This window comes from Aromatoleum evansii, assembly GCF_012910805.1.
In the GTDB taxonomy this organism is placed as follows: domain Bacteria; phylum Pseudomonadota; class Gammaproteobacteria; order Burkholderiales; family Rhodocyclaceae; genus Aromatoleum; species Aromatoleum evansii.
Window position 1 is genome coordinate 30,884 of record NZ_WTVK01000036.1, and the last position, 26,856, is coordinate 57,739.

Consider the following 26,856-nt stretch of genomic DNA (forward strand, 5'->3'; position numbering starts at 1 on the left):
CGACTCTCAGTGAAGCATCGAAATGCGTCTGGCGAAAGAATGGGCTCGTCGGGATACGCGTCACGCCGCCCCGACACGGGGGCCGCAGAGCCCCCGGCCCAGCCCACCGACAGGAGACTCGCCATGAACGCCCCTCTCGCTTCCTGCGTCGCCGCACCGTCCGCGACCCCCGCAGCGCAACCCGATTTCGCCGCAATCAAGACCCGGCAGCAGGCCACCTGGGCGAGCGGTGACTACGCCGTGATCGGCGTGATGCTGCAGATCGTCGGCGAGTCGCTCGCCGAAGCGGCCGACCTGCGCGCCGGCGAGCGCGTGCTCGACGTCGCGGCCGGCAATGGCAATGCCACGCTGGCTGCGGCGCGCCGCTTCGCCGACGTGACCTCGACCGACTACGTGCCCGAACTCCTGGAAAAGGGCGCCGCGCGCGCCCGAGCGGAAGGCCTGCCGGTGCGCTTCCAGGTCGCGGACGTCGAAGCGCTGCCTTTCGCCGACGGCGAGTTCGACGTCGTGCTGTCCACCTTCGGTGCGATGTTCGCGCCCGACCAGCCGCGCACCGCGAGCGAGTTGTTGCGCGTTGTGCGCCACGGCGGACGCATCGGGCTCGCCGCGTGGACCCCCGAGGGCTTCATCGGTGAGCTCTTCCGCGTCGTCGGCGCCCATGTGCCGCCGCCGGCCGGCCTGCGCCCGCCCACCCGCTGGGGCGACGAAAGCGCGCTCGTGGAGTTCTTCGGCCACCAGGCGGCGGACATCCGCTGCACGCGGCGCATCTTCAATTTTCGCTACCGTTCGCCGCAGCATTGGATCGACGTCTTCCGCCGCTACTACGGGCCCACGCACAAGGCCTTTGCGGCGCTCGACGAGGCCGGGCAGGCGCGCTTCCAGGCCGATCTCACGCGCCTGCTGGAGTCGCGCAACGTCGGCGGACCGGACTCGCTGGTCGTGCCGGGCGAATATCTGGAGGTGGTGATCACGCGGCACTGACGAGAACGCCGCGTGTGCGTCGCGAGATGAAGTGGCGGGCGCCGGTCCTCGTGGGGCCGGCGCCCGCTGCGCGATCGGGAGCTCGCGCGGGGGGAGGGGGATCAGCGCCCCAGGTCGATGACGCCGGCTTCGTCGAGCCGGACTTCGTCGCAGTTCGGTCCTTCGCCTGCCCGGTCGATCACGAGGAAGTCCGACACGCCGTCGAGTGCGAGCAGCGGGTGGTGCCATACGCCGCGCGCGTAATTGACCCCCTGGTCGCCGCGCGCGAGGAACACCCGCAGGTCCTGGATGCCTGGCGTGTCGCCCGCCGGGGCGACGACGACGAGATAGGGCGCATCCGACAAGGGCACGAAGGCCTGGCTGCCGAGCGGGTGGCGTTCCATCATTTCCACCGTGAAGGGCAGGCGCCGGGGCTGGCCACGGAAGATCGACACGATCGCGCGGCCGTCGGGCCCCGGGTCGATGTGCGCGAGGTCGTGGTAGCGCTCGGTGTTGCCGCCGTTGATGGTGAAGTGGCGTTGCGCGTCCGCGGTGGCGATCACGTCGCCGAAGGGCGCAAAGGCTTCTGCGGTCAGCGGCTCGACGGTGAGCCGGATCAGGGTTTCGTTCATTTTTTCACTCTCCCCCACAGGCGCAGGCGCGACACGCCGCCGTCCGGGATGATGTTGAGGCGGACGTGGGTGACGGGGCCGAGCCTGGCGATCTGTTCGCTGAAGCTGTGAATCGCGTCCATCGACAGCTTCTGCTCGGGCAGCAGCACGGGCCAGAACATGCTCTGGGTGATCAGCGACTGGTCGGTGCCGCCCTCGACGAAGGCGGCCTGGATGGAGCAGCGGTCGGGGTAGTTGCCCTTGAAGTGGGCGGTGTCGACCTCGATCTTCTCGATGGTGCCGGCGGCGCCGAGCTGCAGGATGCACCAGTCGTTGCCGGGCTCGCGGCGGCGGCGGGTTTCCCAACCGTCGCCCATGTTGATGCCGCGCCCGGGCAGGATCAGGTTGGCGGCGGTGCCGAAGTGGGCGTCGTTCCACGCCACCGGGCGGCCGCCGTTTTCCAGCGCGACCAGATCGACGAGCGCATCGCCCGTTCCTTCGAACACGCCCACCGGCTGGCCATACACGCGCAGGCGCGCGATGCCGCCGTCGGGGTAGATGTTCACACGCAGGTGGGTGAAGGCGGCGTCGGAGTTCGCGCGCAGCAGGTGATGGCTGTTGCCGGAGAGCGAGGTTGAGGGCAGGATCTCGACCCACTTCGCGTCCTTCAAGGCGGCGGTGTCGTCCGAGTCGCACACGGTGGCCTCGATCGACACGGCCGGGGCGTAGTTGCCGGTGAAGTGGCTGGTATCGACGTCGAAGCCGCGGATGGTGCCCTTGCGCCCGAGTTTCACGAAACACCAGTCGTGGCCGGTGCTGCGCTTCCTGCGCGTTTCCCAGCCGTCCATCCACTTGCCGTTGTCGTCGTACTTGCCGGGGATGAACTGGGCGGGTTCGGGGTTGAGCATGCGCGAGACTTCGGCGAAGAAGTCGTCGGAGGCATACAGCGCCTTGGCGCCGATGCGCGGGTTGGCGAGATCGACCGAACGCAGGGCCCAGTCGGGCAGGACGGCGGGTTCGGCGATGCGGATGCTGCCGGTGTTGTGACTCATCGGATGTCTCTCTGCTTGGTTTGAGGTTGGCGGAGCTGCGGGCGCGCCGGTGGCCGGGCGCCCGCAGCGTGCTGCGTCAGGATGCGGATTCGGTGGCGAGGCGCGGTGCGATCTCCAGTTCGCCTTCGGACACGCTCTGGCCCTTCATCGCGAGGTGGTAGAACAGGGCGCCCAGCGCGCAGCCGATGAACCAGTTGAAGTCGGCCAGCACCTTCGTGCCCGACAGCGTGATCGCGACACCGACCAGCACGGCCGGGGCCAGCGCCCACATCGCGCGCTTGTTCACCCCGTTGTCGTACCAGTAGGCGCCGCCCGGCTTGTCGCTGTAGAGGTCATCGACGACGATCTTCTTGTTGCGCACGAGGTAGAAGTCCACCAGCAGGATGCCGAACAGCGGGCCGATGAAGGCAGCGAGCATGTCGAGCGTGTAGTGGATCACTTCCGGCGAGTTGAACAGGTTCCACGGCGTGATGAAGATCGAGCCGACCGCGGCGATGAAGCCGCCGGTGCGGAAGCTGATGTGCTTGGGCGCGACGTTGGAGAAGTCGAAGGCCGGCGACACGAAGTTGGCGACGATGTTGATGCCGATCGTGGCGGTGACGAAGGTGAAGGCGCCCAGCACGGCGGCCATCGTGTTGTCGATCTTGCTCACGGTCTCGATCGGGTCGGTGATCATGTGGCCGAACACCGGGATCGTGCCCGAGGTGATGACGACGGTGACGACCGAGAAGGCCAGGAAGTTCACCGGCAGGCCCCAGAAGTTGCCGCGCTTCACTTCGTCGAAGGTCTTGCCGTAGCGGGAGAAGTCGCCGAAGTTGAGCATCGGGCCGGAGAAGTAGGACACCACCAGCGCGATCGCGGTGAGCATCGGGCCGAGTGCGGACCAGCCTTCGTACTTCACTTCGCCGAGGTTCAGACTGATGTTCTCGGGGCCGGCCTTCCAGATGATCCAGCCGGCGAGGATGAACATCACGACATAGACGGCGGGGCCGGCCCAGTCGATGAAGCGCTTGATCGCTTCCATGCCGTGCCAGAACACGATCGCCTGCAGCACCCACATGATCGAGAAGCCCAGCCAGCCCAGATACGAGAGGCCCGCGAAGCTGTCGTGCGCGAGGCTCTCCAGCCCCGGGAAGAAGCGCAGCAGCACGATCGTGAGCGCCGACGAGGCGAGGAAGGTCTGGATGCCGTACCACGCCACCGCGATCAGGCCGCGGATGATGGCCGGTACGTTCGCGCCCCATACGCCGAAGGCCAGGCGGCACGCGACGGGGTAGGGGATGCCGGCCTGCTGGCTGGGACGGGCGACCCAGTTGCAGAAGAGGTTGACGAGACAAATACCGATGATCAGGGACACGAGCACCTGCCAGCTCGTGAGTCCGAGTGCGAACAAACTGCCGGCGAAAACGTATCCACCGACGCTGTGCACGTCCGACATCCAGAACGCGAAGATGTTGTACCAGTTCCAGTTCTTGTCTTTCAGCGGACCGAGGTCCTCGTTATACAGGCGGTCGCTGTAACCCGCCGGCAGGTGCTCTGACATGCTTGTCTCCTCATGGCCGCGGTGTGTTCCGCGGCGGCTACCTTTGTGGATTGTGCGGTCCTACAGCCGTTGAGCCCGGAACGTATAATTTCTCTTATGCGCCCATTAACTGTATCCGTGTTGATATAAAAGTGTATCCAATCGGAGAAGTCAAGAAGTTTCTACGACTTCGCCGGAGGATGCGTGTGGGTGTGGGCTTCTGGAAGATGTAACAACAGGCCGGGCGTGCGAGCGAGCTTGTTTGTACTGATTGACGAGTTGTGGATACAAAAAAATATTGAATTGTGTCCAAAGTGATTCTAGGATGTGTTTAACGACGGGCCGGACGCGTCCTGCCCGTGCATGGAGACAATGATGGGAAAACGAGCATCTGCCGAACTGGGAAGTGCGCGCGCCGACGAGGGGCTCGGCGGCAACGGCCGTGACGAGGCGATCTACCGCAACCTGTTCGTCGCGATCGTCGAGAACCACCTCGCGCCCGGCACCAAGCTGCCCGAGGACACGCTGGCGGAAACCTACGGCGTCAGCCGCACCAGCATCCGCAAGGTGCTGCAGCGGCTCGCGCACGAGCGCCTCGTCGATGTGCGCCTGAACCGTGGCGCCTCGGTCGCCCAGCCTTCGGTGGGCGAGGCGCGTGACATCTTTTCCGCACGGCGCATCATCGAATGCGGCGCGATCCCGCAAGTCGTCGCCAAGGCGACGCCGACCGCGCTCGAAACGCTGCGCGACCTGGTGCGCCGCGAGCATGCCGCGCAGGACCGCGGCGACTGGCGCGAGTCGATCTACCTGTCGGGCGCCTTCCACGTCGAACTGATGCGCCTGTCGGGCAACGAGACCCTGACCGACTTCCTGACCCAGCTCGTGTCGCGCTCCTCGCTCGTCATCGCCACCTACGGCTCGCCGCAGACCGCGAGCTGCCGCCATTCCGAGCACGACGACGTGATCGAGATCATCGCCGGCGGCGATGTGGACGGCGCGACGCGCTGGATGGACCGCCACCTGCGCGACGTCGAGCGCACCGTGGTGTTGGTCGAGGAAGAACCCGCCCCGTCGGACCTGAAGAAGATTCTCGAGGAGGTCGCCCAGCGCCGCCCCAAGCTGCGCTGAGGACGTTCTCCCTTATTACAAGGAAGGAGACAGCAATGCTGATACGCGTCATCAACCCCAACACCACCCGCAGCATGACCGAGAAGATCGGCATCTCGGCCCAGCGCGTGGCCGCGCCGGGCACGCGCATCGTCGCGACCAACCCGGACAGCGGCCCGGTGTCGATCGAGAGCCACTTCGACGAGGCGATCAGCGCCGTCGGCGTCGCCGACGAGGTGCGCAAGGGCGAGCGGGAGGGGACGGACGCTTACGTGATCGCGTGTTTCGGCGATCCGGGCCTGCTCGCCGCGCGCGAGCTTACCCGCGCCCCGGTGCTCGGCATCGCGGAAGCCGCCTTCCATCTGGCGACGATGATCAGCACGCGCTTTTCCATCGTCACGACCCTGTCGCGCACCGGCATCATCGCCGAGCACCTGCTGCAGTCCTACGGCTTCGCGCACCACTGCCGGCGCGTGCGCGCGGCCGAGATCCCGGTGCTGGACCTCGAGGACGACGGGGCCTGCGCGCTGAACCGCATCGTCGATGAATGCCGCCGCGCCAAGGACGAAGACAACATCGGCGCGATCGTTCTCGGCTGCGGCGGCATGGCCGACCTCGCCGACGAGATCCGCGATGCGGTCGGGCTGCCCATCGTCGAAGGCGTCACCGCCGCGGTGAAGCTCGCCGAGACGCTCGCGAGCTTGAAGCTCGGCACCAGCAAGTTCGGTGACCTCGCCTTCCCGCCGCCGAAGCGCTTCACCGGGAGGTTCGAACACCTGAGTTCCTGACGCACCCCCAGCCCCGCAGCCGAGACGCCCGCAAAGAGGCGCCCGGACCACATCGAAGGAGACAGAAATGGCTGTTGCACAACAGAAGATGGTTGCGCCCGGACTGGGCGCGGGCGTCGGGGCCGTGGCTCCCGACGCGTCGCAGCACAAGGCGGCCGGCGAGGAATCGCTCGCACCGCAGCAGACGCGCATCCTGGACCGCTGGTCCTACCTCCTGGCCTGGCTCGGCGGCTGCGTGTCGATCGGCACCTTCGCGATGGGCTCGAGCCTCGTCGGCCAGCTCAACATGCTGCAGGCGGCGACCGCGATCGCGATCGGCTGCTTCGTGATCGGCATTGCACTCGCGATCAACGGCGCGGCCGGCCACAAGTACGGCATCCCCTTCATGGTCCAGGCGAGGAGCGCCTTCGGCTTCGGCGGCACGCGCTTCCCGGGCTTCGTGCGCGCGGTGCCGGCCGTCGTGTGGTTCGGCTTCCAGAGCTGGATCGGGGCCGGCGCGCTCAACGCGGTGTCCGCCACGATGTTCGGCTACGACAACCTCGTCGTGTGGTTCATCGCCTTCCAGGCGGTGCAGATCGGCCTGTCGGTCTACGGCTTCCACGGCATCAAGTGGCTGGAGAACATCGGCAGCGGCTTCATCCTGTTCGCGTTGATCTACATGTTCTACGCGGTGATCACCAAGTTCGGCGGCGCGATCGACGCGAAGATCACCGGCATCGAAGGCACCTGGGGCCTGCCGTTCTGGGGCGCGACGATGCTCTTCCTCGGCATCTACAGCACCATGATGCTCAACGTCAGCGACTACTCGCGCGAACTGCACAAGGACGTGAAGCCGCGCACGCTGACCACGATCTACTCCATGAGCATCCTGCCGGCGACGCTCTTCATGGGCCTGATCGGCCTGATGGTGTCCGGGGCGACCGGCACCGCCGATCCGATCAAGGTGTTCTCCAGCGCCGTCGACAACAAGCCGCTGCTGGTGATCACGCTGCTCTTCATCGCCTTCGCGCAGGTCACGACCAACGTGCTCAACAACGTCGTGCCGCCCGCCTATGTGCTGATGGACGTGTTCAAGCTGTCCTTCCGCAAGTCCGCCGTGCTGGTGGGGCTGCTCGCCTTCGCGACCTTCCCGTGGGTGCTGGTGAAGGACGAATCGGCCGCCGGCCTGCAGATCTTCGTGCAGACCTACTCCGCCTTCCTCGGCCCGATCCTCGCGGTGCTGGTGGTCGATTACTACATCCTGCGCCGCCGCACGCTGAACCTGCAGCACTTCTACGACGCCGACGGCCCCTACCGCGGCGTGAACTGGGCCGGCATCGTAGCAACCGCGGCCGGCGCGATCGTCGCGCTGAGCTTCCCGGCGGTGTCGTGGTACGCGAGCCTGCTGCCGGCGGGGCTGACGTACTGGCTGCTGATGAACCACTGGGGCGCGTGCAAGCGCTTCCGCGACAACTGAACAAGGTGAACGCAATGAAGATCGATCCGGACTACCCCCGCGACCTCGTCGGCTACGGCCGCAACCCGCCCTACGCGAACTGGCCCGGCCGCGCGCGCGTCGCGGTGCAGTTCGTGCTGAACTACGAGGAGGGCGGCGAGAACTGCGTGCTGCACGGCGATCCCGGCAGCGAGCAGTTCCTGTCCGAACTCTTCAACCCGCCCGCGATCCCCGACCGCCACCTGTCGATGGAAGGCATCTATGAGTACGGCTCGCGCGTCGGCGTGTGGCGTTTCCTGCGCGAGTTCGAGCGTCGCGGCCTGCCGCTGACGATCTTCGGCGTGTCGATGGCGCTGCAGCGCCACCCCGAAGTGACCGCCGCCTTCCGCGAACTGGGCCACGAGATCGCCTGCCACGGCTGGCGCTGGATCCACTACCAGAACGTCGACGAGGCCACCGAGCGCGAGCACATGCGCATCGGCATGGAGATCATCGAGCGCCTCACCGGCGAGCGCGCGCTGGGCTGGTATACGGGCCGCGACTCCCCCAACACGCACCGCCTCGTCGCCGACTACGGCGGCTTCCTGTACGACTCCGACTACTACGGCGACGACCTGCCGTTCTGGATGGAGGTGAAGAAGACCGACGGCGACACCGTGCCGCAACTGATCGTCCCCTACACGCTCGACACCAACGACATGCGTTTCGCGCTGCCGCAGGGCTTCTCGCACGGCGACGAGTTCTTCGAATACCTGCGCGACGCCTTCGACGTCATGTATGCCGAAGGCGACGAGCGCCCCGCGATGATGTCGGTCGGCATGCACTGCCGCCTGCTCGGCCGCCCGGCTCGCTTCCGCGCGCTGCAGCGCTTCCTCGACCACATCGAGAAGCACGACCGCGTGTGGGTATGCCGCCGCGTCGATGTCGCGCGCCACTGGCGTGAGCATCACCCCTACAGCCCGGCGCGCTGAAGAAAGGCCACGACGCCCGCGATCTCGCGTTCCATGTCGACGAAGGACTCGTGATCGCCGGGCAGGCTCAGGAGCTCGACGGTACCCGGGCGGGCGGCGGCGAGGATCCGGCGGGCGTCGGCCGGGGGGACGACCGTATCGTGCTCGCCATGCACCAGCAGCACGGGGCAGTCCAGCCGGGTGATGCTGCGCAGCGGGGCAATGTCGTCGAACCGGTGCGCGATGGTGCGCTCCACATGGCCGAGGATGTAGCGCGCGACGATTCCCGGCACGTGCCTGCCGGCGAGCCAGCGGTTCATCATCTCCTGCGGGTGTGCGAAGGCCGCGACGCTGACCACCGCCGCAACGTCGTCACGGCGTGAGGCGGCAAGGAGGACGGCGCCGGCGCCGACGGAGTGGCCCAGCAACGCGATTCGCTGCGGGTCGATCTCCGCACGGCCTGCGAGCCAGTCGCAGGCGTGGCTCGCGTCTTCCGCGAAGCGCGGTAGCGAGGCGAAGCTGTCGGCGTCCGAGAGTCCGTGGCAGCGTGCATCGATGAGCAGCGTCGCGAAGCCGGCACGATGCAACGGGCCGGCCAGCGGCAGCATCATCTGCGCGTTGCCGCCCCAGCCGTGCACGATCACGACGGCGGGTGCGCGGCCCGCCGCCTCGGCGGGGATCAGCCAGGCGTGAAGCAGCCTGCCGTTCGTGGTCGGGATGCGTACCGTCTCGAAGGCGAGGCCTCGGGCCGCCGGGGTCTCCGTCTCGCGGAGGCGTGGCGCGGCGAGGCTCGCCCGTATCGCGTAATGCACCACGGCACGCAGGGTGACGAGTACGGCTGTGGTACCGGCGAGAAGGAGGAGGGCGGTCACGAGCGTAATGGCAGGCTCCCCGAGGTCTCGGAAATCGGTTCACGGTCTCATGGTTGGGGTGTGCAGCACAATTCGGGCGCAAGCGGGATGACGCCGGGGCGCTCATCGGATGCCGTCGTCGAACCCGGGTGGTGTTCGGAAAACCGAATGCACCGAAGGGGTGAGGTTCGGATTTCCGAACGGGTATGCACAACGCGGCGATCGGCTCGTTGCGCATTTCAAGGGCTGCGAGCCTTGCGCGCCGCAGCAAAAAAGCTGGCACGCCGTCTGCAATGGATATGGCCATCGGGATTATTTATCCCGCCATACCAAAGGAGACATGATGCAGCTGCGCAAGCCCCTGAATGCCACCCTGGCCGCCCTGATCACCGCCGGCGCCGTCGCCCTCGTGCCCGCCGTCGCGCAGGCCAACACGCTGCAGAAGATCAAGGAGACCGGCACGATCACGCTCGGCCACCGCGAATCCTCGATTCCGTTCTCCTACTACGACCAGAACCAGCAGGTGGTCGGCTATTCGCAGGAGATGATGCTGAAGGTCGTCGACGCCATCAAAGCCGAGCTGAAGATGCCCAACCTGCAGGTGCGCATGATGCCGGTCACCTCGCAGAACCGGATCCCGCTGGTGCAGAACGGCACCGTCACGATCGAGTGCGGCTCCACGACGAACAACTCCGAGCGCGCCAAGCAGGTCGCCTTCTCGAACACCCTCTTCATCGTCGGCACGCGCCTGATGACGAAGAAAGAGTCGGGCGTGACGGACTTCGAGCAGCTCGCCGGCAAGAACGTCGTGACGACCGCCGGCACGACCTCGGAGCGCCTGCTGCGCAGGATGAACGAGGAAAAGAAGCTCGGCATGAACATCATCAGCGCCAAGGACCACGGCGAGTCCTTCCTGACGCTGGAAACCGGCCGCGCGGTCGCCTTCATGATGGACGACGCGCTGCTCTACGGCGAACTGGCGAAGGCCAAGCGCCCGGCCGACTGGACCATCACCGGCACGCCGCAATCCTATGAAGCCTACGGCTGCATGATGGCCAAGGACGATCCGGCCTTCAAGAAGGTGGTCGATGCCGCGATCGCGAAGACGATGACCTCCGGCGATGCCGAGGCAATCTACAACAAGTGGTTCCTTGCGGCGATCCCGCCGAAGAACATCAACCTCGGCTTTCCGATCTCCGACGCGATGAAGAAGCTCTTCAAGGAGCCGAACGACCGCCCGTTCGAGTGATCGCCCGTCAGGCCCGGCCGGCGAACGGGCCGGCTGCCGCCTGAAGCGGAAGCCGGAACTCCCGTTCCCGGCTTCCGCCCCTGAAGCCTCTCCGCCGCTGGCGTCTTGCGCGCCGGAGGCCGGCTGCGCCCGCCGCATCCGCCGGGGCCTTCCCCTCCGACGTTTCTGGAGTCTTGCATGGAATACCAATGGAATTGGGGCGTGTTTCTGCTCCCGAGCGCGGTCAATGACGGCACCTACCTGGACTGGATGATCGCCGGCCTGCAGACGACGCTGTCGCTGTCGCTGTCGGCGTGGATGATCGCGCTGCTGCTGGGCGCGGTGGTCGGCGTGCTGCGCACCGTGCCGCATCGCGGGCTGGCCTTCGGCGCGACAGCCTACGTCGAGATGTTCCGCAACATCCCGCTGCTGGTGCAGCTCTTCTTCTGGTACTTCGTGCTGCCCGAAATGCTGCCGACTGCGGCCGGCGACGCCTTCAAGGCGCTGAACCCGATCGCGCAGCAGTTCGTCGCGGCGATGGTGTGCCTGGGCTTCTTCACCAGTGCGCGCGTCGCCGAGCAGGTGCGCTCGGGCATCAACGCCCTGCCGCGCGGGCAGAAGAACGCCGGCCTCGCGCTGGGTCTCACGCTGCCGCAGACCTACCGCCACGTGATGCTGCCGATGGCCTTCCGCCTGGTCGTGCCGCCGCTGACGTCCGAGTTCCTCAACGTGTTCAAGAACTCCGCGGTGTGCTCGACGATCGGGCTGCTCGAACTCGCCGCGCAGGGCCGCCAGCTGGTCGATTACACCGCGCAGCCCTACGAGTCCTTCGTCGCGGTGACGGTCGCCTACCTGATGATCAACGTCGTCGTGATGCTCCTGATGCGCAAGGTGGAAGTCCTCGTGCGCGTCCCCGGTTACCTCGGAGGCAAGTGAAATGTTCGGTTCCTACGAATTCGACTGGTCGTCGATCCCCGGCTCGCTGAACTTCCTCGGCCAGGGCCTGCTGGTGTCGCTGGAGATCACCGCGCTGGCGATCGTCGCCGGCATCGTGTGGGGCACGCTGCTGGCGATGGCGCGCCTGTCGTCGATCAAGCCGCTCGCGTGGGCCGCGGCCGGCTACGTGAACCTTTTCCGCGCCATCCCGCTGGTGATGGTGCTGCTGTGGTTCTTCCTCATCGTGCCGAAGTTCCTCGAGAGCTTCCTTGGCCTGCCGCCGGGCTCCGACGTGCGCCTCGCCTCCGCGATGATCGGCTTCGCGCTGTTCGAGTCCGCCTATTACGCCGAGATCATCCGCGCCGGCATCCAGTCCGTGCCCAAGGGCCAGCTCGCCGCCGCCCACGCGCTGGGCATGAGCTACCCGCAGGCCATGCTGCACGTCGTGCTGCCGCAGGCCTTCCGCAACATGGTGCCGCTGCTGCTGACGCAGGCGATCATCCTGTTCCAGGACACCTCGCTCGTCTATGTGTCGGCGCTCGCCGATTTCTTCGGCGCGGCCTACAAGGTGGGCGACCGCGACGGCCGGCTCGTGGAGCTGGTGCTCTTCGCCGGTGCCGTCTATTTCGTCCTGTGCTTCGCGGCCTCGCAGGGCGTGCGCCACTTCCAGCGCCGCCTGCAGCGCGCCTGAGCGCCGTCGCGTCCTCTACCGAACAGCTACGCATTCAAGGATATCGTCATGATCACGATCGACAAGGTCAGCAAGCATTACGGCAACTTCCAGGTCCTCACCGATTGCAGCACCCACGTCAATAAGGGCGAGGTGGTCGTCGTGTGCGGCCCCTCCGGTTCCGGCAAATCCACCCTCATCAAGTGCGTGAATGGCCTCGAGCCCTTCCAGGACGGCCAGATCCACGTGAACGGCACCTCGGTCGGCTCGCCCAAGACCAACCTCTCCAAGCTGCGTTCGCATGTCGGCATGGTGTTCCAGCACTTCGAGCTGTTCCCGCACATGACGATCCGCGACAACCTGACGCTCGCGCAGGTCAAGGTGCTCAAGCGCGACAAGGACGAGGCGGCGGAAAAGGGCCTGTACTTCCTCGACCGCGTCGGCCTCAAGGCGCACGCACACAAGTTCCCCGGCCAGCTCTCGGGCGGCCAGCAGCAGCGCGTCGCGATCGCCCGTGCGCTCGCGATGGACCCGATCTGCATGCTGTTCGACGAGCCCACCTCGGCGCTCGACCCCGAGATGATCAACGAGGTCCTCGACGTCATGACTGAGCTGGCGCAGGAAGGCATGACGATGATGTGCGTCACGCATGAGATGGGCTTCGCGAAGCGCGTCGCGCACCGCGTGATCTTCATGGACCACGGCAGGATCGTCGAGGACGACAGCAAGGAAGCCTTCTTCGCGAACCCGCGTTCTGAGCGTGCGCAGCAGTTCCTCGCGAAGATCCTCCAGCACTGAGGTTTGGCGGCACGAGGCGGGGATTCGCCAGCCGCACTGAACTTGTGTAATGGTGCACGCCGTACGGCACTTAACGTCGCTCCCTCCCCTTCAAGGGGGTGGAGCAGGGGTTTCGCGGAGCGCAGCTCCGTGCCTGCGGAACGGCGGAGCGAAGCGGAGACTCCCGGGTTGGGGTGGGGATGGGTGGACTCCGCAGCGTCTGCAAGAAACCCATCCCCATCCTGTCCGGAGGGCTGGCTTTGCACAGCCAGCCCGCTCGTTCGGCGCGAAGCGATGCTTCGCGAACCCCCGTCCTCGCCCCCTTGAAGGGGAAGGAACCTGCTAATCGCGCCTTGCGAACTCCAACCACGATGAGGTTGTCGTGCCGGGCAATGGCATGTCTCATTGAGAGCCCGCCTCTACACTAGAATCCCCGCACCGCCCTTCAACCGTTATCGATGCCCCCGCGCCCACGTCTCCACGTCGCCGCCCGTCTCGCGCTGGTCGCCCTGTGCATGCTGCTGGCGGGCGTCGCCGTCCATCACTTCAGCGCCCGCGCCGGCCTCGCCGCGCTGCGTGCCGACACGCGCCACGACCTCGATCTGTTGGCGACAGCGGTCGACGGGTCCGTCACGCGCTACGAACATCTGCCCAGCGCGGTCGCGCTGAGCAGCGAGGTCCTCCACCTGCTGCGCGCAGCAGAGCTGGAGCGCGAAACGCTTCAGCCCGCCGCCAACCACTACCTCGAACGGCTGAACAGCTTCTTCGGCGGCCTGGCGATCTTCGTCCTCGATACCGACGGCACGGTGGTCGCGTCCAGCGACTGGATCTACTCCGACAACCTGCTCGGGCAGAACCAGAAGCTGCGCTCCTACTTCCAGGCCGCCGTGCGCGGCGCGCCGGACCGCTACTACGCGATCGACGAGACGCGCAACGAGGCCGGCTACTTCTTCGCCCACCCGATCCGCGACGAAGGCCAGGACTGGCGCGTCGTCGGCGTCGCGGTGGTGAAGATCGGCCTCGCCGAGCTCGAACGCCGCTGGATGCCGCGGAACGAACCGGTGTTGCTGGCCGATGCCAACGGCGTCGTGATCGTCGCGTCCGTGCCGGACTGGAAATACACCGCGCTGCGTCCGCTGAGCGGCGAAGTGGCCGCCGAGATCGGTGCGACCCGTCGCTTCGCCGACAACGTGATCCGGCCCTTTCCGGTGGTGCTCGGCCCACCGGGCTCGGGCGATACGACGCTCGTTTCCTTCCCCGAAGCGCCGACGCTGGCCGGTGACCGTCGCCTGCCGGCGCACGAATTCCTCGTTGAGACGCGCCTGCTGCCGGGAACCGGCTGGCAGCTCGTGACCTTCGCGGACCTGCGCGCGCGACGTGCCGACGCCCTCACCGACGCCGCGCTCGGCGCTGCCGCGACCGGCTGCGTGCTGCTGCTTGGGCTCTTCCTGCAACAGCGCCGGCGCACGCTGAAGAGCCGTGCCGAAGCACAGGCCCTGCTGCAGAAGGCCAACGCCGAACTGGAGCAGAAGGTGAGCCTGCGCACCGCCGACCTCACCGCCGCGAACGAACGCCTGCGCGCCGAGGTCACCGAACGCCAGCGCGCGGAGCAGACACTGCGCGCCGCGCAGGACGAACTCGTGCAGGCGGCCAAGCTCGCGGTGCTGGGCCAGCTCGCGACCGGCATCACGCATGAGCTCACCCAGCCGCTGGGGGCGCTGCGCACGCTGGGCGGCAACGCGATCGAGTTCATGCGCCGCGGCGACCAGGCGACCGCACAGGGCAACCTTGAAATCATGGCGACGCTTGTCGATCGCATGGGCGAGATCATCGACCCGCTCAAGACCTACGCGCGCAAGTCGCCCGCCCGTCCCGCATCGGTAGACGTCGCGCACGCGCTGCGCAGCGCGCTGTTCCTCCTCGACCAGAAGCTGCGCCGCGCCGGCGTCGCCGTCGACAACCGCTGCGAGCCGGGCAGGGCGCTCGCGTGGTGCGACCAGAACCGCCTGGAGCAGGTGCTGGTGAACCTCATCGGCAACGCGGTCGACGCGATGAGCGAAAGCCGGGTGCGCACGCTGCGCATCGAGGCCGACGCTGCGCCTTCCGGGAGGCTCCTCGTGCGCGTCATCGACAGCGGGCCCGGGCTGTCGGATGATGCACTCGCTCACATCTTCGAACCCTTCTTCACGACCAAGCCGGCCGGCGTCGGCCTCGGGCTGGGCCTCGCGATCTCGCAGGACATCGTCCGCGACTTCGGCGGCGACCTCTCGGCCGCGAACCACCCCGAAGGCGGCGCCGTCTTCACGCTCGATCTGCCGACGGCCGGAGAACACCAGGCATGACTCCCCCTCTCGCGTCCCAATCGAACCCGGTCGCCGATCTGAAGGTCCTCGTCGTCGAGGATGACCCCAACGTGCGACTCGGCTGCGTGCAGGCGATGCAGCTCGCCGGCATCCCGGTCGACGGCGTCGCCTCGGCCGAAGCAGGCCGCCGCATCGTTGGGCCGGACTTCCCCGGCGTCGTCGTCACCGACATGCGCCTGCCCGGCATCGATGGCCTGCAGTTCCTGCGCGAACTCGTCGCACAGGACACCGCGCTGCCCGTCATCATGATCACCGGCCATGGCGACGTGACGCTCGCCGTCGAGGCGATGCGCAGCGGCGCCTACGACTTCATCCCCAAGCCCTTCTCTCCCGAGCACCTGGTCGAGGTCGTGCGCCGTGCGCTGGAAAAGCGTGCGCTGACGATGGAAGTCGAAAGCCTGCGCCGCCGTCTCGACCACCGCGACACCATCGAGGCCCGCCTGATCGGTCGCTCGCCGCAGATGGAGACGGTGCGCCGCCTGCTGCTCGAACTCGCCGACACCAGCGTCGACGTGCTCATCGTCGGCGAGACCGGCACCGGCAAGGAAATGGTGGCGCGCTGCCTGCACGACCTCAGCAGCCGCAGCGCCGCGAACTACGTCGCGCTCAACTGCGGCGGCTTGCCGGACAACCTCATCGACAGCGAACTCTTCGGCCACGAGGCGGGCGCCTTCACCGGCGCGCAGAAGCGGCGCATCGACAAGATCGAGCATGCCAACGGCGGCACGCTCTTCCTCGACGAGGTCGAGTCGATGCCGATGGCGGTGCAGATCAAGCTCCTGCGCGTGTTGCAGGAGCGCATGGTCGAACGCCTCGGCTCCAACGCGCTGATTCCGGTCGCGTGCCGCGTCGTTGCCGCCACCAAGGAAGACCTGCGCGAACTCGCCGACCGCCAGAAATTCCGCCCCGACCTGTACTACCGCCTCAACGTCGCCCGCGTCGAGCTGCCGCCGCTGCGCGAGCGCCGCGAGGACATCCCGCTGCTGCTCGAACACTTCATGCTGCACGCCGCGCAAGTGCATCAGCGCGCGATCCCGCAGATCGCCCGCGAGCAGCTGCAGCAGCTGATGGCCCACGACTGGCCGGGCAACGTGCGCGAGCTGCGCAACGCCGCCGAATGCCTCGTCCTCGGCCTGCGCCGCGACTTTGGCGCCGCGCCCACCCCCGACGCCCGCGGCGCCTCGCTCGCCGAAGCGGTCGAGAACTTCGAGCGCTCGCTGATCGCCGCCGAATTGCGTCGCCAGAACGGCAGCCTGTCGCGCACCAGCGAATCCCTGCAGGTTGCGAAGACCACGCTGCACGACAAGATCCGGAAATACGGCCTCGCCGGGTAGCCGGTCCGGGCCTGTGGGAGCGGCTTCAGCCGCGAATGGGCGGTGCCACCTGCGGCAACGCCATTTCGCGGCTGAAGCTCCCACGTGGAGCCCCCTCTAAGACTGCGACGAGCCATGCGGCCATCGGCACCTGGATCGTTCAGCGGCTAGAATCGGCGGGTTCCCTTACCCCGAGGACAGCCCCATGACCATCCTGCGCGACAAGCTCTACATCGGCGGCCGCTGGGTCGCCCCGGCCGGCTCCGGCCTCATCGACGTCATCGACCCGAGCGACGCCTCGGTCTATGCCCGCATCCCGGAAGGCGCGCCCGCCGATGCGGAAGCCGCCATCGCAGCTGCACATGCGGCCTTCGATGCATGGTCCCGCCTGCCGGCCGTCGAGCGCGCCGACTACGTCGAGCGTGTCGCGACCGGACTCGAGGCCCGCCGTGACGAGCTCGCCGCCGCGATCGCGCATGAAGTCGGCATGCCGCTGAAGATGGCTGGGCGCTTCCAGGTCGCCGGGCCGGTCGGCAGCTGGAAGCACTACGCGAAGCTCGCGCGCGAGTTCCAGTGGGAAGGGCGCGTCGGCAACTCGCTCGTCGTGCGCGAGCCGATCGGCGTCGTCGGCGCGATCACGCCGTGGAATTTCCCGCTCAACCAGATCTCGCTGAAGGTCGCGCCCGCGCTCGCCGCCGGCTGCACGGTCGTGCTGAAACCCTCCGAGGTCGCGCCGATCAACGCCTTCATCCTCGCCGATGTCATCGCCGAAGCGGGCCTGCCGGCGGGCGTGTTCAACCTCGTGACTGGCTACGGCCCGGTCGTCGGCGAAGTGCTCGCGTCCGATCCGCGCGTCGACATGGTGTCCTTCACCGGCTCGACGCGTGCCGGCCGCCGCGTCGCCGAACGCGCCGCGGCAACCGTCAAGAAGGTCGCGCTCGAACTCGGCGGCAAGTCCGCCGCCGTGATCCTCGATGACGCCGACCTTGCCGCCGCCGTGAAGGGCACGGTCTCGAACTGCCTGCTGAACTCGGGCCAGACCTGCTCAGCACACACCCGCATGCTCGTGCCGCGCGCGAAGCTGCAACAGGCCGCCGAACTCGCCGCCGCCGCGGCTTCGGCGTTCAAGGTCGGTCCGGCCTTCGCCGAGGACAGCAAGCTCGGCCCCCTCGTCTCCGACGTGCAGCGCGAGCGCGTGGTCGGCTACATCCGCCGCGGCGTCGAAGAAGGCGCGAAGCTCGTCGCCGGCGGCCCGGACGCAGCACCCGCCGGGAACGGCTTCTTCGTCGCCCCAACGGTGCTCGTCGTCGAGGACCGCAAGGCCACCGTCGCGCAGGAGGAGATCTTCGGACCCGTGCTAGTGATCCTGCCCCATGACGGCGACGAGGATGCGATCGCGCTTGCGAACGACTCCATCTACGGTCTGGGCGGAGGCGTGTGGGCGGGCAGCGAAGAACATGCACTCGCCGTCGCGCGGCGCATTCGCAGCGGCCAGATCGACATCAACGGCGCGCCCTGGAATCCCCGTGCGCCCTTCGGCGGCTTCCGTCAGTCCGGCCTCGGGCGCGAGAACGGCGTCTATGGCCTGGAAGAGTTCCTCGAATACAAGGCGATCCAGCTGCCGCCGAAGGCCTGACGCGCTCGCGGCGCCCTCAGTAGCCGCCGCGTCCGGGAGTCGGGGCGCGGCGGGCGCGGAAGTCGGGCGTCAGCCCTATCGTGGCGGCGACATCCGCCGCGCCCGTCGCCGGCACCGCAAGCTGCCGGGCGGTTGCCTGCTCGCTGCCTTCCAGCCGGGGATGCCAGACGCGCAAGCTGTAGTCCCCTCCCGGTAGTCCGCCGAGCGTCGCCTTGCCGTCGGCGCCCGTCTTCGCGAAATGGGGACTTTCGGACACGTAGATGTAGCCGACCATCCAGTCGTGGATGTTGCATCCGAGGATCACGACACCGGGCTTGTCGAAGAGCACGGGCGATGCGGATGTGCCGCTGTAGAGCGGCAGTTCGAACGCCTTCGCGGGCGAGAACGAATAGACGTGATGCCGGATGTTGTCGTTGTTCGGGAAGGTGACCCGCGTGCCGACCTGAATGGGGAGCACGTAGGGGACGAATTCCTTGTTGCGCTGGTCTTCTTCCGCTGTGCCGGGCGGGATGGCGGCGCCCGCCGCTCCGCCGGCCGGCACCGCGACCACCACCGCGTCGGCAACGGGCTTGCCATCGCGGTCGCGCACCGCGGCACGGATATCCCCGGCGAGCGCGGACGCCGCCGGCAGCGCCAGCGCGCACGCCATCAGGACGCTGCAGGCCGCGTGCGTCGCAAGGTGGCCGCGGACTCGGGCAGGAATTCCGGATCGTGTCTTCATCGCCATCAGAACCCGTACAGGTAGGTCGCGCGGAACAGGTTTCCGCTGTATTCGATGCCGCCGTCGGCGCGACTGTCGCGGTATTCGTAGCCCAGGCTGACCGAGCCCTGGCGGCCCACCTCGCGGCTCAGGCCGATGCTGAACACCTGCGTGCGTGCCGGCATCGTATATGCATAGGTATTGTCGCCGAACACCGGGTCGGGCGCGATCGCGCTCGACGCCAGGAAAATCGGCAGGTTGCGCTGCGTCGTCGACACGATGTCGCCACGATGCCAGGCGTAGCCGACCGACACGAGATAGCGTGGCGCGTACGCAAAGTCGGCGCCGATCCCCGCGCTGCGGCTGCTCAAATCGAAGACGTTGGCGCGGATGAAGGGCACCACGCGCGCGGGCACGTCGTCCGATTCGCGCCGCTCCGTGCGCACGAACGCCCGCAGCGCGAGGCGATCCGACACGCGCTTGCTCGCCTCGGCTTCGGCCGCATACAGCCATCCGTCCCGCAGGCGGTTGTCGTACTCCAGCCGCGCCGCCGAGCCGGTCAGCGCGAACTGCGGCACATAGGGGCCCAGTCCGAACCGGTGGCGGTAGCCCAACGCGAGGCCGGCATTGATGTTGTCGAGGCCGTCGTAGTGACGATACTTCGTGCCCGCCAGTGTGCCCTTCAACGACAGGCTGTCGTGGTCGGTGAGCTGGAAGCGCGGACCGCCCGAGGTCGAAAGCGAGAGCGACAGGTCGCCCTTGATGTCCCGCCCGAGCTGCGCACGCGTGAGGTTGTCGTCATACACCAGCTCGACGCCGACCTCGTCGAGCGCTGCCGCCGACGCCTGGGCTGCGCACAGGACCACTGCGAGGCAGGCAAGCCTCCCATCGATCTTCATGTCATGTCTCCTTCGTCGTCATGCTGCGCTGCACCCCAGCGCCAGCGAGCCAGGGTTCGAGCGACTCGGCCGGCAGCGGCCTGCAGATGTGATAGCCCTGCAGGTAATCGCAACCCATTTTGTACAGCAAGCCGCGCACCTCCTCCGTCTCTACGCCCTCGGCAACGACGCTCAGCCCCATGTTGTGGGCGAGGTCGATCACCGAGCGCACGATCGTCATGTCGTCCGGATCGCTCGCCATGTCCATGACGAAGCTCTTGTCGATCTTCAGCTCGGCCACCGGCAGTCGTTTCAATTGCGAGAGGGAGGAATAGCCCGTGCCGAAGTCGTCGATCGACATTCTGAATCCCATTTCGTGCAAGCGCGTCACGGTCTCGAGCGCGCGTACCGGGTCATCGACGATCGCGCTTTCGGTGATTTCCAGCAGGAACCATTGAGGTGCCGCCCCATGGCGCGCCAGCAGCTCGCCGAAACGCTGCGGCAGCTCGTGGCCGAGCAGGTCGCGCGCCGAAAGGTTGATCGAAACATCGATCGCCAGCCCCGCCGATCGCCAGCGCGCGCATTGCTCGAAGGCGCGATCGGTGACCCACTGGGTGATCTCGCGGATACTGCCGGTCTGTTCCGCGAAGGGGATGAACTGGTCGGGCGGCACGAAACCGCGCACCGGGTGCTGCCAGCGCACCAGCGCCTCCACGCCGGTGATTGCTTCGCCGGCGAGATCGAGGCGCGGCTGGTAATACAGCACGAACTGGTTTTCCTCGACAGCCTGGCGCAACTCCCCGGTGAGCGATAGCCGGCCCTGGTTAATCGCTTCCGCGTCGAAGCCGACGTCGTAGACCGCGCAGCCCATGCGCTTGCGCTTCGCCACATACATCGCCGCATCGGCCCGGCTCATCAGCACCACGGGGTCGTCGCCATGTTCGGGGAAGGTCGCGATACCGATGCTGCCGCCCACATCGAGCTGCCGGCCCTCCACTACGACCGGGGCCTCGAAGGCCTGAAGGATCCGCCGCGCCGTTGCCTCCGCCATCGCCTCGCTGGCGGTCGGCAGCAACACGGCGAACTCGTCGCCGCCCAGGCGGGCGGGCGTATCCGAAGCACGCACGAGAACCGTGCGCAGGCGTTCGGCGACTTCACACAGCAGACGATCGCCGACGTGATGGCCTAGCGTGTCGTTCACCTCCTTGAACCGGTTCAGGTCGATGAGCAGCACGCTCACCGGTTGCCCGAGCCGGCGGGCGAGGCCGATCGCCTGTTGCAGGCGCTCATTGAACAGCGCGCGGTTGGGCAGGCCGGTCAGCGCATCCTGCAGGGCCATCGACTTGATCTGCTGCTCGCGTGCAGCAATCGCAAGGCGCATGCGGTTGAAGCTCGCGGCCAGCTCGCCCAGCTCGTCGGAGCGGGTCGCCGGCGGCCCCTGGTCGTATTCGCCGCGTTCCATCCGGCGAGCGAATTCGGCCAGCGCCGACACCGGCCGCGAAATGCTGCGCGCAATCAGCAGGCTGCCCGCCACCGTCGCGCACAAGCTGAAGGCTGCGAGCGCAATCAGGACCACGCGCAGCCCGTCGAAGCGCGCGATCGCGTCGCGCAATGAGCGCTGCAGGACGGCAACGACGGCGGCGTCCGCCTCGCGGCCGAGGACCGAACCCGACAGCAGGAATTCGGCGCCGAGGAGGTCGGGAGCAATCGGCGGAGCGGCGGTTCCGGCCGGGCGCCCCAAGGCTTCGAGGAGAGCGCTGGACGCCTGCGACGGAAGGGTCGTCGCGGCAACACTCCACCCGCGCTCGCGCGCCCAGGTCGCGAAAGAGACGTCCAGCCCCGTGAGCAGGCCGAGATCCTGAGCGAGCTTGTTGTCGACGCTGAATGCCACCATCACCCACGCGACCGGAACAGGCGCCAGCACCGGCACGACGACGAGCTGGAAGGGCACGTCCCCGATCAGCGCGATCGTGGATGCAGCCCCCCTGCGTTCGGCATCCGCGACCAGGTGCGGAAACGGAAACAGCTGCCGTTCTGCGACACTCCCCTGTGCCGTGGTTTCCCCAATCACTCGACGGTCGAGTCCGATCAGCATCATTTTCGCAGCGCCAATGCGCGCGCCGTGATTGTTCAGTGCCGACACGATGGTCGCATGGTCGCTGCTCATCAGCGCCTGACGCAGACCGAAGTCCGAGGCCAGCACGCTCGCGGCCGTCGTCAACTGCTGGGTGCGATCCTCCATCACCCGCACGAAGATCCGCCGTCCGATATCGACTTCCTTGCGCACCGATTCCCGCGCGTTCTCCGACACTGCCCAATTCAGCGCAAGCAGGGTCACGAGCTGGATCGCCACCAGCAGCAACGCGACGAAGACAATGACCTGATGCGCGACAAAGCGCGTCATGCTCACGCGGCCGGCGAACAGCCCGCGAACAGCCTTCCGCGCAGCGCATAGGAGGTGGGCGAGGCGCTGGGCGATGCACGACGGAGAGGAGCAGGGCAGGTGTGCAGCCATGAGAGTCAGCCGCCCCTTCCGCTCAGGAGCGGCGGCGCGGCGCGCTCGGCGACGGCGTTCGATGACATGTGCTGGCGCTCGTCCTGGGGGGCGCGGCCTGTGAAAGCCGAAGGAATGGGTGCGGGCGTCGCCGGCAGTTCAGCTACCGCGAACGCACCGCATCCGCTTCTCCCGTGTGCCTGGGAGTGCTGATCGGTTACCGATTCTTACGGCAAGGATACGAGAGATCTTTGACTTCTATCAATGCGGGCTGTTACGTACTTGTGCGGGCCGTTCGCGAGTCCCGCGGCGGGAAATTGTTCGACGGGCGTGTTCCGGCTACACCCAGCCCAGCGCGCCGACGGTCGCACCGACGACGATCATCCAGATCGGCGCAAGCCGCGTCTTGAGCGTTACCGCCATCGTCGCCACGATCAGCGCCAGCGCCCCGAGCCGGTGCTCCGGCGCCGCGATGAAGGGCAGGCTCAGCAGCCAGCCGGTGGCGAACACCAGCCCGACCGACACCGGGGCCAGCCCCGCAGTGAAGGCGCGCACGGCCGGCGCATCGCGGCGCTGTGCCCCCCAGCGGCTGACGCCCAGCGACAGCAGGGTGGACGGCAGCAGGATGCCGATCAGGGCAGCGGCGGCGCCGAGCACGCCCGCCACCTGGAAGCCCAGCACCGGCACGAACAGCACGTTCGGTCCCGGCGCCGCCTGCGCCAGCGCGATCGCAGTCGTGAATTCGGCGTCGTCTAGCCAGCCGCGGTCGGCCACGAGGAAGCGATGCATCTCGGGCGCCGTCGACATCGCGCCGCCGATCGACAGCAGCGACAGCATCAGGAAGCGCAGGAAGAGGTCCAGGAGGTCGCCCGGCGGAAGGTTCGTCATTGGCGGGCCCCTTCCTCGCGCGCGATGCACCAGCGTGCGACGCACCACCCGGTCGCGCCCAGTCCGAGCACCACCCACGCGAGCGGCGCGCGGAACACCGTTACCGCAACCAGCGTCGTCACCCCGAGCAGCGCACACAGCCAGGGGCCAAGCGCATTGCGGCGCAATGTGCCGAGCATCTTCAGCGCCATCGCGAGAATCAACCCGGCCGCGACGGCCCCCATCCCGCGCAGGGCGCCTGCCACGGCCGGGAAGCTCGCGAGCTCGTTGTAGCTCGCGGCCAGCGCGATCACCAGCACCAGCGGCGCGAACAGCATCCCGCTGATCGCGGCGAACGCGCCGCGCCAGCCGAAGAAGCGGTCGCCGAGCATGAGCGACAGATTGACGACGTTGGGGCCGGGCAGCAGTTGCGCCACCGAATAGGCATCGACGAACTCCTCCCGCGTCATCCAGCGCCGGCGGTCGACGAGCTCGCGCTGCGCGACGGCGAGCACTCCGCCGAAGCCCTGCAGCGCAAGCACGGTGAAGGCGACGAACAGATGGAGCGGCGAGCGCGGGCGGGGGTGGTCTGGCGCGGCGGATGTCACGGTGTTTGTTCTTGCTGTGGGCGCGGGCCGGAGATCGGCCGCGGTCGAACGCGAGAGCTTAGCGCAAAGGGGCAAATCCGGAGCGCTCTCCGGTAGCGACCTGGCCTCCATATATGTTTGCGCCGTCACGGCCGGGATATTTTTTCCGATTCCGTAGTCAACTCCATTGCCGGTGCCGTGGGGCCAAGGTTGCATGTCGTGCACGTCGCAGTCGCGAGAGCAGCCGGGAACATGCAGACGCGGCATGGTCCGCCTGCCGAAGCGGTTCTCCCCACGCGGCTCCGGCGACCGTCTCCCTCGGTTCCGCCGAACCAGGCGGCGGCGTCAAGCACAACAAATTTCCCGCGATGACCTGCGCACCACCCGCTTCCGCGTCCAGTCTGCGCATCCCGGCGTCGAACCCGCTCGTCCGCGCAGGACTAGCCCTGGTCCTCTCGTGGGCTGCGGCGCTCGCCGCACAGGCGCCTGGCGTGCAGGCGAGCGTTGACGCCCACGGCATACAGCGCGTGACCATCGTCGGCGGCAGCTATTTCTTCAGGCCCGCGCGGGTGACCGCCAAGGCCGGTCAGCCACTGGACCTGACCGTCAGCATGGAAGAGGGGATCGTCCCCCATCGCTTCGTCCTCGAAGATCCTGGCGGCAAGCCGGTCGCCGACATCGAGCTTGCTGCGGCACCCAAGACTTTGCGGCTCGTGCTTGCGCCGGGCGACTATCCTTTCACCTGCCCGAACCGTCTGCTCATGTTCAAGAGCCACCGCGAGCGTGGCATGTCTGGAATGCTCGAGATCCGCGAGTAAATCACGCATCGAAGCGGAAACCCGTCTTTGGTCGCGTCCTCTAAGTATGGTGGGAAGAGCAGATCCGAAAGACGAGCCTGGAGCCCCCTGTCATGCGTACCGTCCTACCGTTGGTGCTCGCCGCCTTGCTTGCGTCCTGCGCCACGCCCGCCGAGCGTGCCGCACAGGTCGAGCGCGAAGTCGAACAGATGATCACCGTCTACGGCCCGGCTTGCGAAAAACTCGGCTACAAGGCCGACACCGACCAGTGGCGTGACTGCATCCTGCGGCTCAACGCGCAGGAGCGCTACGACCGCTACAGCCGGATGCCGACCTCGACCAGCTGCGTCGGGCATCGCGGCTTCTTCCACTGCACCACCTTCTGAAGCGCTCACGCGCGAGTCCTGCGTGCCCGATTGCATGGAGATGATCGCCGCCATCCGCTCCTCGCAGGGCGAGGGGCGCCTGCACCGAGGGGGCGACACGTGCGTTGGCTGATGCTCGCTCTTGCCCTGGGCGCCACCGGCCCCGCCGCGGCGGACCTGTTGCACGACGCCCAGGCACGCTTCCGCACACTCGAAAGCTACCGCGTCACGCTGCGCTCCCGGGCTGCCGACGGCCAGCCGCAAGTGATCGTCTACGCCTACCGCAAACCCGGCTGGATACGCATGGACTTCGTCGAACCTCATCGCGGCGCGGTCATCATCTACGACCCCGCCACCCGCCGCGTACACCTGTGGCCTTTCGGCAAGGACCACTTCCCGCGCCTCAACCTCGCCCCCGACAATCCGCTCATCCGCAGCGCCGGAGGCCACAGCGTCGATCACTCCGACGTCGGTGCGCTGCTCGCGAAGCTCATCGAATTGCGCGCCCAAGGCGCCATGACCGATCCCGCCGATGCCGCCATCGCAGAGCGCCCCGCGCGTTATGTTGAAATCACCGGCGCCTCCGCCGCCAAGGTCGACGGCGTGCATCGTTACCGCCTATGGTTCGAGCAGGGCTCCCTGTTCCCGCTCAAGGTCCAAAGCTACGATACGGCGCTCGAGCTCATCGAAACCGTCGACATGAGCGACGCCGAACTCGACCCCGTCTTCCCCGAGCATTTCTTCACCCCATGAATGGGAGGAAGCATGCGATCCGCGGCCACCAACCAATACCACCTCACCACCCTCTGGCGGCTGGGGGCTCCCGTCGAGACTGTCTGGGACGTCATCACACACCCCGAACACTGGCCGGATTGGTGGGCCGGCGCCGAATCGGTCGTTTCCCTCGAAGACGGTGACGCCGACGGTGTCGGCGCCCGCCAGCAATACATCTGGAAGGGGCGCCTGCCATATCGCCTGCGCTTCATCAGTTGCGTCACCCGCGTCGAGCGCCATCGCCTGCTCGAAGCGAAAGTCGCTGGCGAAGTCGAAGGCATTGGCCGCTGGCACTTCGTCTTCCAGGACGGGGCCACGACCCTGCGCTACGAATGGCTCGTTCGGACCAATCCGCTCTGGATGAACGTCCTTGCCCCGCTCGCGCGGCCGGTGTTCCGCTGGAACCACAACGCCCTCATGCGCGCGGGCGGCATCGGTCTCGCCCGCCACCTCGGTGCACCGCTCCATAGGCACGAGAGTCGGTCCGCATGATCCTCCACCATCCGTTCGCCGCCGCCGTCTGCGCCGGCTTCATCGCCGGCACCGTCGCCACCTTCGCCCAGATGCTGCTGTGGTGGTTAGAAGGAACCCCCGTCATCGCCACCCTGCTGCGCGACGCTCGCCTGACCGCCGCCGTCGTCATGGGCCCGGGCGTGCTCCATCACGCCCCCGGTTGGCGCTGGGACGTCCTTATATGGGCCACTGCCATCCACTTCACCCTGTCGGTCATCTACGCACTGATAGCGTGGCCCGTCGCCCGCGCAATGACCCTCTCCGCCGCGATCGGCCTCGGCGCCCTCTATGGTGCAGCGATCTACGTGATCAACCTCCATGGCTTCACCCACGTCTTTCCCTGGTTCGACGTCTCACGCGGCTGGGTGACCATTCTTGCCCACCTCGTATTCGGCGCCTCGCTGTTCGCAGGCTGCGCCGTCCTCGCCCACCGGCTGCGTCACCCGCGCCGACTTGGACGGCCGGGCCGTTAGCACGCGAATCCGGCAGCACGGAAATTCGCCAAGTAATCTTTTTCAGATCCCCCGCAAAAAGCGCTTGACGGTTCAATTGAGGTCTATATAATTCGCGCCTCTTCAGCGCTGCAGCGGTTTCGAGGCGGCGGTGGGGAGCAGGAAAGAGAGGGTGGTGCGGTAGCGGTGTAAAAAATAAATCGCTGCGGTGCTTGACGAAGTGAAGTAAG

The 26,856-nt window shown here is 67.3% G+C and carries 26 protein-coding genes; 17 read left to right on the top strand and 9 right to left on the bottom strand.

The annotated features are described in order from the left end of the window. The first annotated feature begins 123 nt into the window (after positions 1 to 123). Positions 124 to 981 carry a class I SAM-dependent methyltransferase gene (locus GO615_RS17930; protein ID WP_169130610.1) on the top strand — a complete coding sequence of 286 codons (858 nt, stop codon included), beginning with the start codon at positions 124 to 126 and terminating at the stop codon, positions 979 to 981. A 101-nt stretch (positions 982 to 1,082) separates the two neighbouring features. On the opposite strand, the gene GO615_RS17935 is transcribed toward GO615_RS17930, so the two are convergent. From GO615_RS17935 to GO615_RS17945, 3 genes are all read right to left on the bottom strand, one after another. Continuing rightward, entirely contained in the window at positions 1,083 to 1,592 is a 510-nt protein-coding gene (locus GO615_RS17935) for an ureidoglycolate lyase (RefSeq protein WP_169130612.1), read from the bottom strand. Further along, complete coding sequence (gene alc, locus GO615_RS17940) at positions 1,589 to 2,623, bottom strand: allantoicase (protein ID WP_169130614.1); 1,035 nt, start codon at positions 2,621 to 2,623, stop codon at positions 1,589 to 1,591. The genes GO615_RS17935 and alc overlap by 4 nt, the downstream gene beginning before the upstream one ends. A 76-nt stretch (positions 2,624 to 2,699) precedes the next feature. Beyond that, positions 2,700 to 4,166, bottom strand: a complete 1,467-nt coding sequence (locus GO615_RS17945) for an NCS1 family nucleobase:cation symporter-1 (RefSeq protein WP_169130616.1) — start codon at positions 4,164 to 4,166, stop codon at positions 2,700 to 2,702. Positions 4,167 to 4,520: 354 nt separating this feature from the next. On the opposite strand from GO615_RS17945, the gene GO615_RS17950 reads away from it, so the two are divergent. The 4 genes from GO615_RS17950 (at position 4,521) to puuE (ending at position 8,446) form a co-directional block, all read left to right on the top strand. Next, a complete protein-coding gene (locus tag GO615_RS17950) occupies positions 4,521 to 5,273 on the top strand; it encodes a GntR family transcriptional regulator (RefSeq protein ID WP_169130618.1) in 753 nt (250 codons plus the stop codon). Between the two features lie 35 nt (positions 5,274 to 5,308). Further along, positions 5,309 to 6,040 carry an aspartate/glutamate racemase family protein gene (locus tag GO615_RS17955; protein WP_169130620.1) on the top strand — a complete coding sequence of 244 codons (732 nt, stop codon included), beginning with the start codon at positions 5,309 to 5,311 and terminating at the stop codon, positions 6,038 to 6,040. Between the two features lie 67 nt (positions 6,041 to 6,107). Next, the gene (locus GO615_RS17960) at positions 6,108 to 7,496 is read left to right on the top strand and encodes an NCS1 family transporter (RefSeq protein ID WP_211167212.1); all 1,389 of its coding nucleotides are present in this window, start codon (positions 6,108 to 6,110) and stop codon (positions 7,494 to 7,496) included. 14 nt (positions 7,497 to 7,510) lie between these two features. Beyond that, positions 7,511 to 8,446 (top strand): allantoinase PuuE, encoded by a 936-nt coding sequence (puuE, locus tag GO615_RS17965; RefSeq protein ID WP_169130622.1) that lies wholly within the window; start codon positions 7,511 to 7,513, stop codon positions 8,444 to 8,446. Here puuE and GO615_RS17970 read toward each other — a convergent pair. Then, complete coding sequence (locus GO615_RS17970; protein ID WP_339380070.1) at positions 8,428 to 9,297, bottom strand: alpha/beta hydrolase; 870 nt, start codon at positions 9,295 to 9,297, stop codon at positions 8,428 to 8,430. The two genes, puuE and GO615_RS17970, sit on opposite strands and share 19 nt — an antisense overlap. Before the next feature lie 319 nt (positions 9,298 to 9,616). Between GO615_RS17970 and GO615_RS17975 the strand changes: the two genes are divergently transcribed. The 7 genes from GO615_RS17975 to GO615_RS18005 all read left to right on the top strand — a co-directional run bounded on the left by GO615_RS17975 (position 9,617) and on the right by GO615_RS18005 (position 18,199). Beyond that, positions 9,617 to 10,525: a glutamate/aspartate ABC transporter substrate-binding protein gene (locus tag GO615_RS17975; protein WP_281358730.1), complete on the top strand. Its 909-nt coding sequence runs from the start codon at positions 9,617 to 9,619 to the stop codon at positions 10,523 to 10,525. 177 nt (positions 10,526 to 10,702) lie between these two features. Continuing rightward, positions 10,703 to 11,440: an amino acid ABC transporter permease gene (locus GO615_RS17980; protein ID WP_169130624.1), complete on the top strand. Its 738-nt coding sequence runs from the start codon at positions 10,703 to 10,705 to the stop codon at positions 11,438 to 11,440. A gap of 1 nt (position 11,441) precedes the next feature. Further along, positions 11,442 to 12,131, top strand: coding sequence for a glutamate/aspartate ABC transporter permease GltK (gltK, locus tag GO615_RS17985; protein WP_169130626.1), 690 nt, complete (start codon positions 11,442 to 11,444; stop codon positions 12,129 to 12,131). 48 nt (positions 12,132 to 12,179) lie between these two features. Beyond that, positions 12,180 to 12,908 (top strand): amino acid ABC transporter ATP-binding protein, encoded by a 729-nt coding sequence (locus GO615_RS17990; RefSeq protein WP_169130628.1) that lies wholly within the window; start codon positions 12,180 to 12,182, stop codon positions 12,906 to 12,908. Positions 12,909 to 13,345: 437 nt separating this feature from the next. After that, positions 13,346 to 15,229 (top strand): sensor histidine kinase, encoded by a 1,884-nt coding sequence (locus tag GO615_RS17995; protein WP_246262356.1) that lies wholly within the window; start codon positions 13,346 to 13,348, stop codon positions 15,227 to 15,229. Next, positions 15,226 to 16,584, top strand: a complete 1,359-nt coding sequence (locus tag GO615_RS18000; RefSeq protein WP_169130630.1) for a sigma-54-dependent transcriptional regulator — start codon at positions 15,226 to 15,228, stop codon at positions 16,582 to 16,584. Before GO615_RS17995 ends, GO615_RS18000 begins: the two co-directional genes overlap by 4 nt. Positions 16,585 to 16,768: 184 nt before the next feature. After that, the gene (locus GO615_RS18005) at positions 16,769 to 18,199 is read left to right on the top strand and encodes an aldehyde dehydrogenase family protein (protein WP_169130632.1); all 1,431 of its coding nucleotides are present in this window, start codon (positions 16,769 to 16,771) and stop codon (positions 18,197 to 18,199) included. A gap of 16 nt (positions 18,200 to 18,215) precedes the next feature. Here the strand turns inward: GO615_RS18005 and GO615_RS18010 are convergent, their stop codons facing one another. From GO615_RS18010 to GO615_RS18030, 5 genes are all read right to left on the bottom strand, one after another. Further along, on the bottom strand, positions 18,216 to 18,920 hold the full coding sequence (locus tag GO615_RS18010; RefSeq protein ID WP_246262357.1) for a hypothetical protein: 705 nt from the start codon (positions 18,918 to 18,920) through the stop codon (positions 18,216 to 18,218). A 5-nt stretch (positions 18,921 to 18,925) separates the two neighbouring features. Further along, positions 18,926 to 19,798 (bottom strand): porin family protein, encoded by an 873-nt coding sequence (locus GO615_RS18015; protein ID WP_169130636.1) that lies wholly within the window; start codon positions 19,796 to 19,798, stop codon positions 18,926 to 18,928. Between the two features lies 1 nt (position 19,799). After that, positions 19,800 to 22,292: a putative bifunctional diguanylate cyclase/phosphodiesterase gene (locus tag GO615_RS18020; RefSeq protein WP_246262358.1), complete on the bottom strand. Its 2,493-nt coding sequence runs from the start codon at positions 22,290 to 22,292 to the stop codon at positions 19,800 to 19,802. A gap of 318 nt (positions 22,293 to 22,610) precedes the next feature. Next, the gene (locus tag GO615_RS18025; RefSeq protein WP_169130638.1) at positions 22,611 to 23,159 is read right to left on the bottom strand and encodes a chromate transporter; all 549 of its coding nucleotides are present in this window, start codon (positions 23,157 to 23,159) and stop codon (positions 22,611 to 22,613) included. Continuing rightward, on the bottom strand, positions 23,156 to 23,746 hold the full coding sequence (locus GO615_RS18030; RefSeq protein ID WP_169130640.1) for a chromate transporter: 591 nt from the start codon (positions 23,744 to 23,746) through the stop codon (positions 23,156 to 23,158). The genes GO615_RS18025 and GO615_RS18030 overlap by 4 nt, the downstream gene beginning before the upstream one ends. A 347-nt stretch (positions 23,747 to 24,093) precedes the next feature. Here GO615_RS18030 and GO615_RS18035 point away from each other — a divergent pair, with 347 nt between their 5' ends. From GO615_RS18035 to GO615_RS18055, 5 genes are all read left to right on the top strand, one after another. Next, positions 24,094 to 24,543: a cupredoxin domain-containing protein gene (locus GO615_RS18035; protein ID WP_246262359.1), complete on the top strand. Its 450-nt coding sequence runs from the start codon at positions 24,094 to 24,096 to the stop codon at positions 24,541 to 24,543. A 92-nt stretch (positions 24,544 to 24,635) separates the two neighbouring features. Continuing rightward, positions 24,636 to 24,908 carry a hypothetical protein gene (locus GO615_RS18040; protein ID WP_169130643.1) on the top strand — a complete coding sequence of 91 codons (273 nt, stop codon included), beginning with the start codon at positions 24,636 to 24,638 and terminating at the stop codon, positions 24,906 to 24,908. 111 nt (positions 24,909 to 25,019) lie between these two features. After that, entirely contained in the window at positions 25,020 to 25,640 is a 621-nt protein-coding gene (locus GO615_RS18045; protein ID WP_169130645.1) for a LolA family protein, read from the top strand. Between the two features lie 12 nt (positions 25,641 to 25,652). Beyond that, complete coding sequence (locus GO615_RS18050; protein ID WP_169130647.1) at positions 25,653 to 26,153, top strand: SRPBCC family protein; 501 nt, start codon at positions 25,653 to 25,655, stop codon at positions 26,151 to 26,153. Then, complete coding sequence (locus GO615_RS18055; RefSeq protein ID WP_169130649.1) at positions 26,150 to 26,647, top strand: hypothetical protein; 498 nt, start codon at positions 26,150 to 26,152, stop codon at positions 26,645 to 26,647. The genes GO615_RS18050 and GO615_RS18055 overlap by 4 nt, the downstream gene beginning before the upstream one ends. The last annotated feature ends 209 nt before the right edge of the window (positions 26,648 to 26,856 follow it).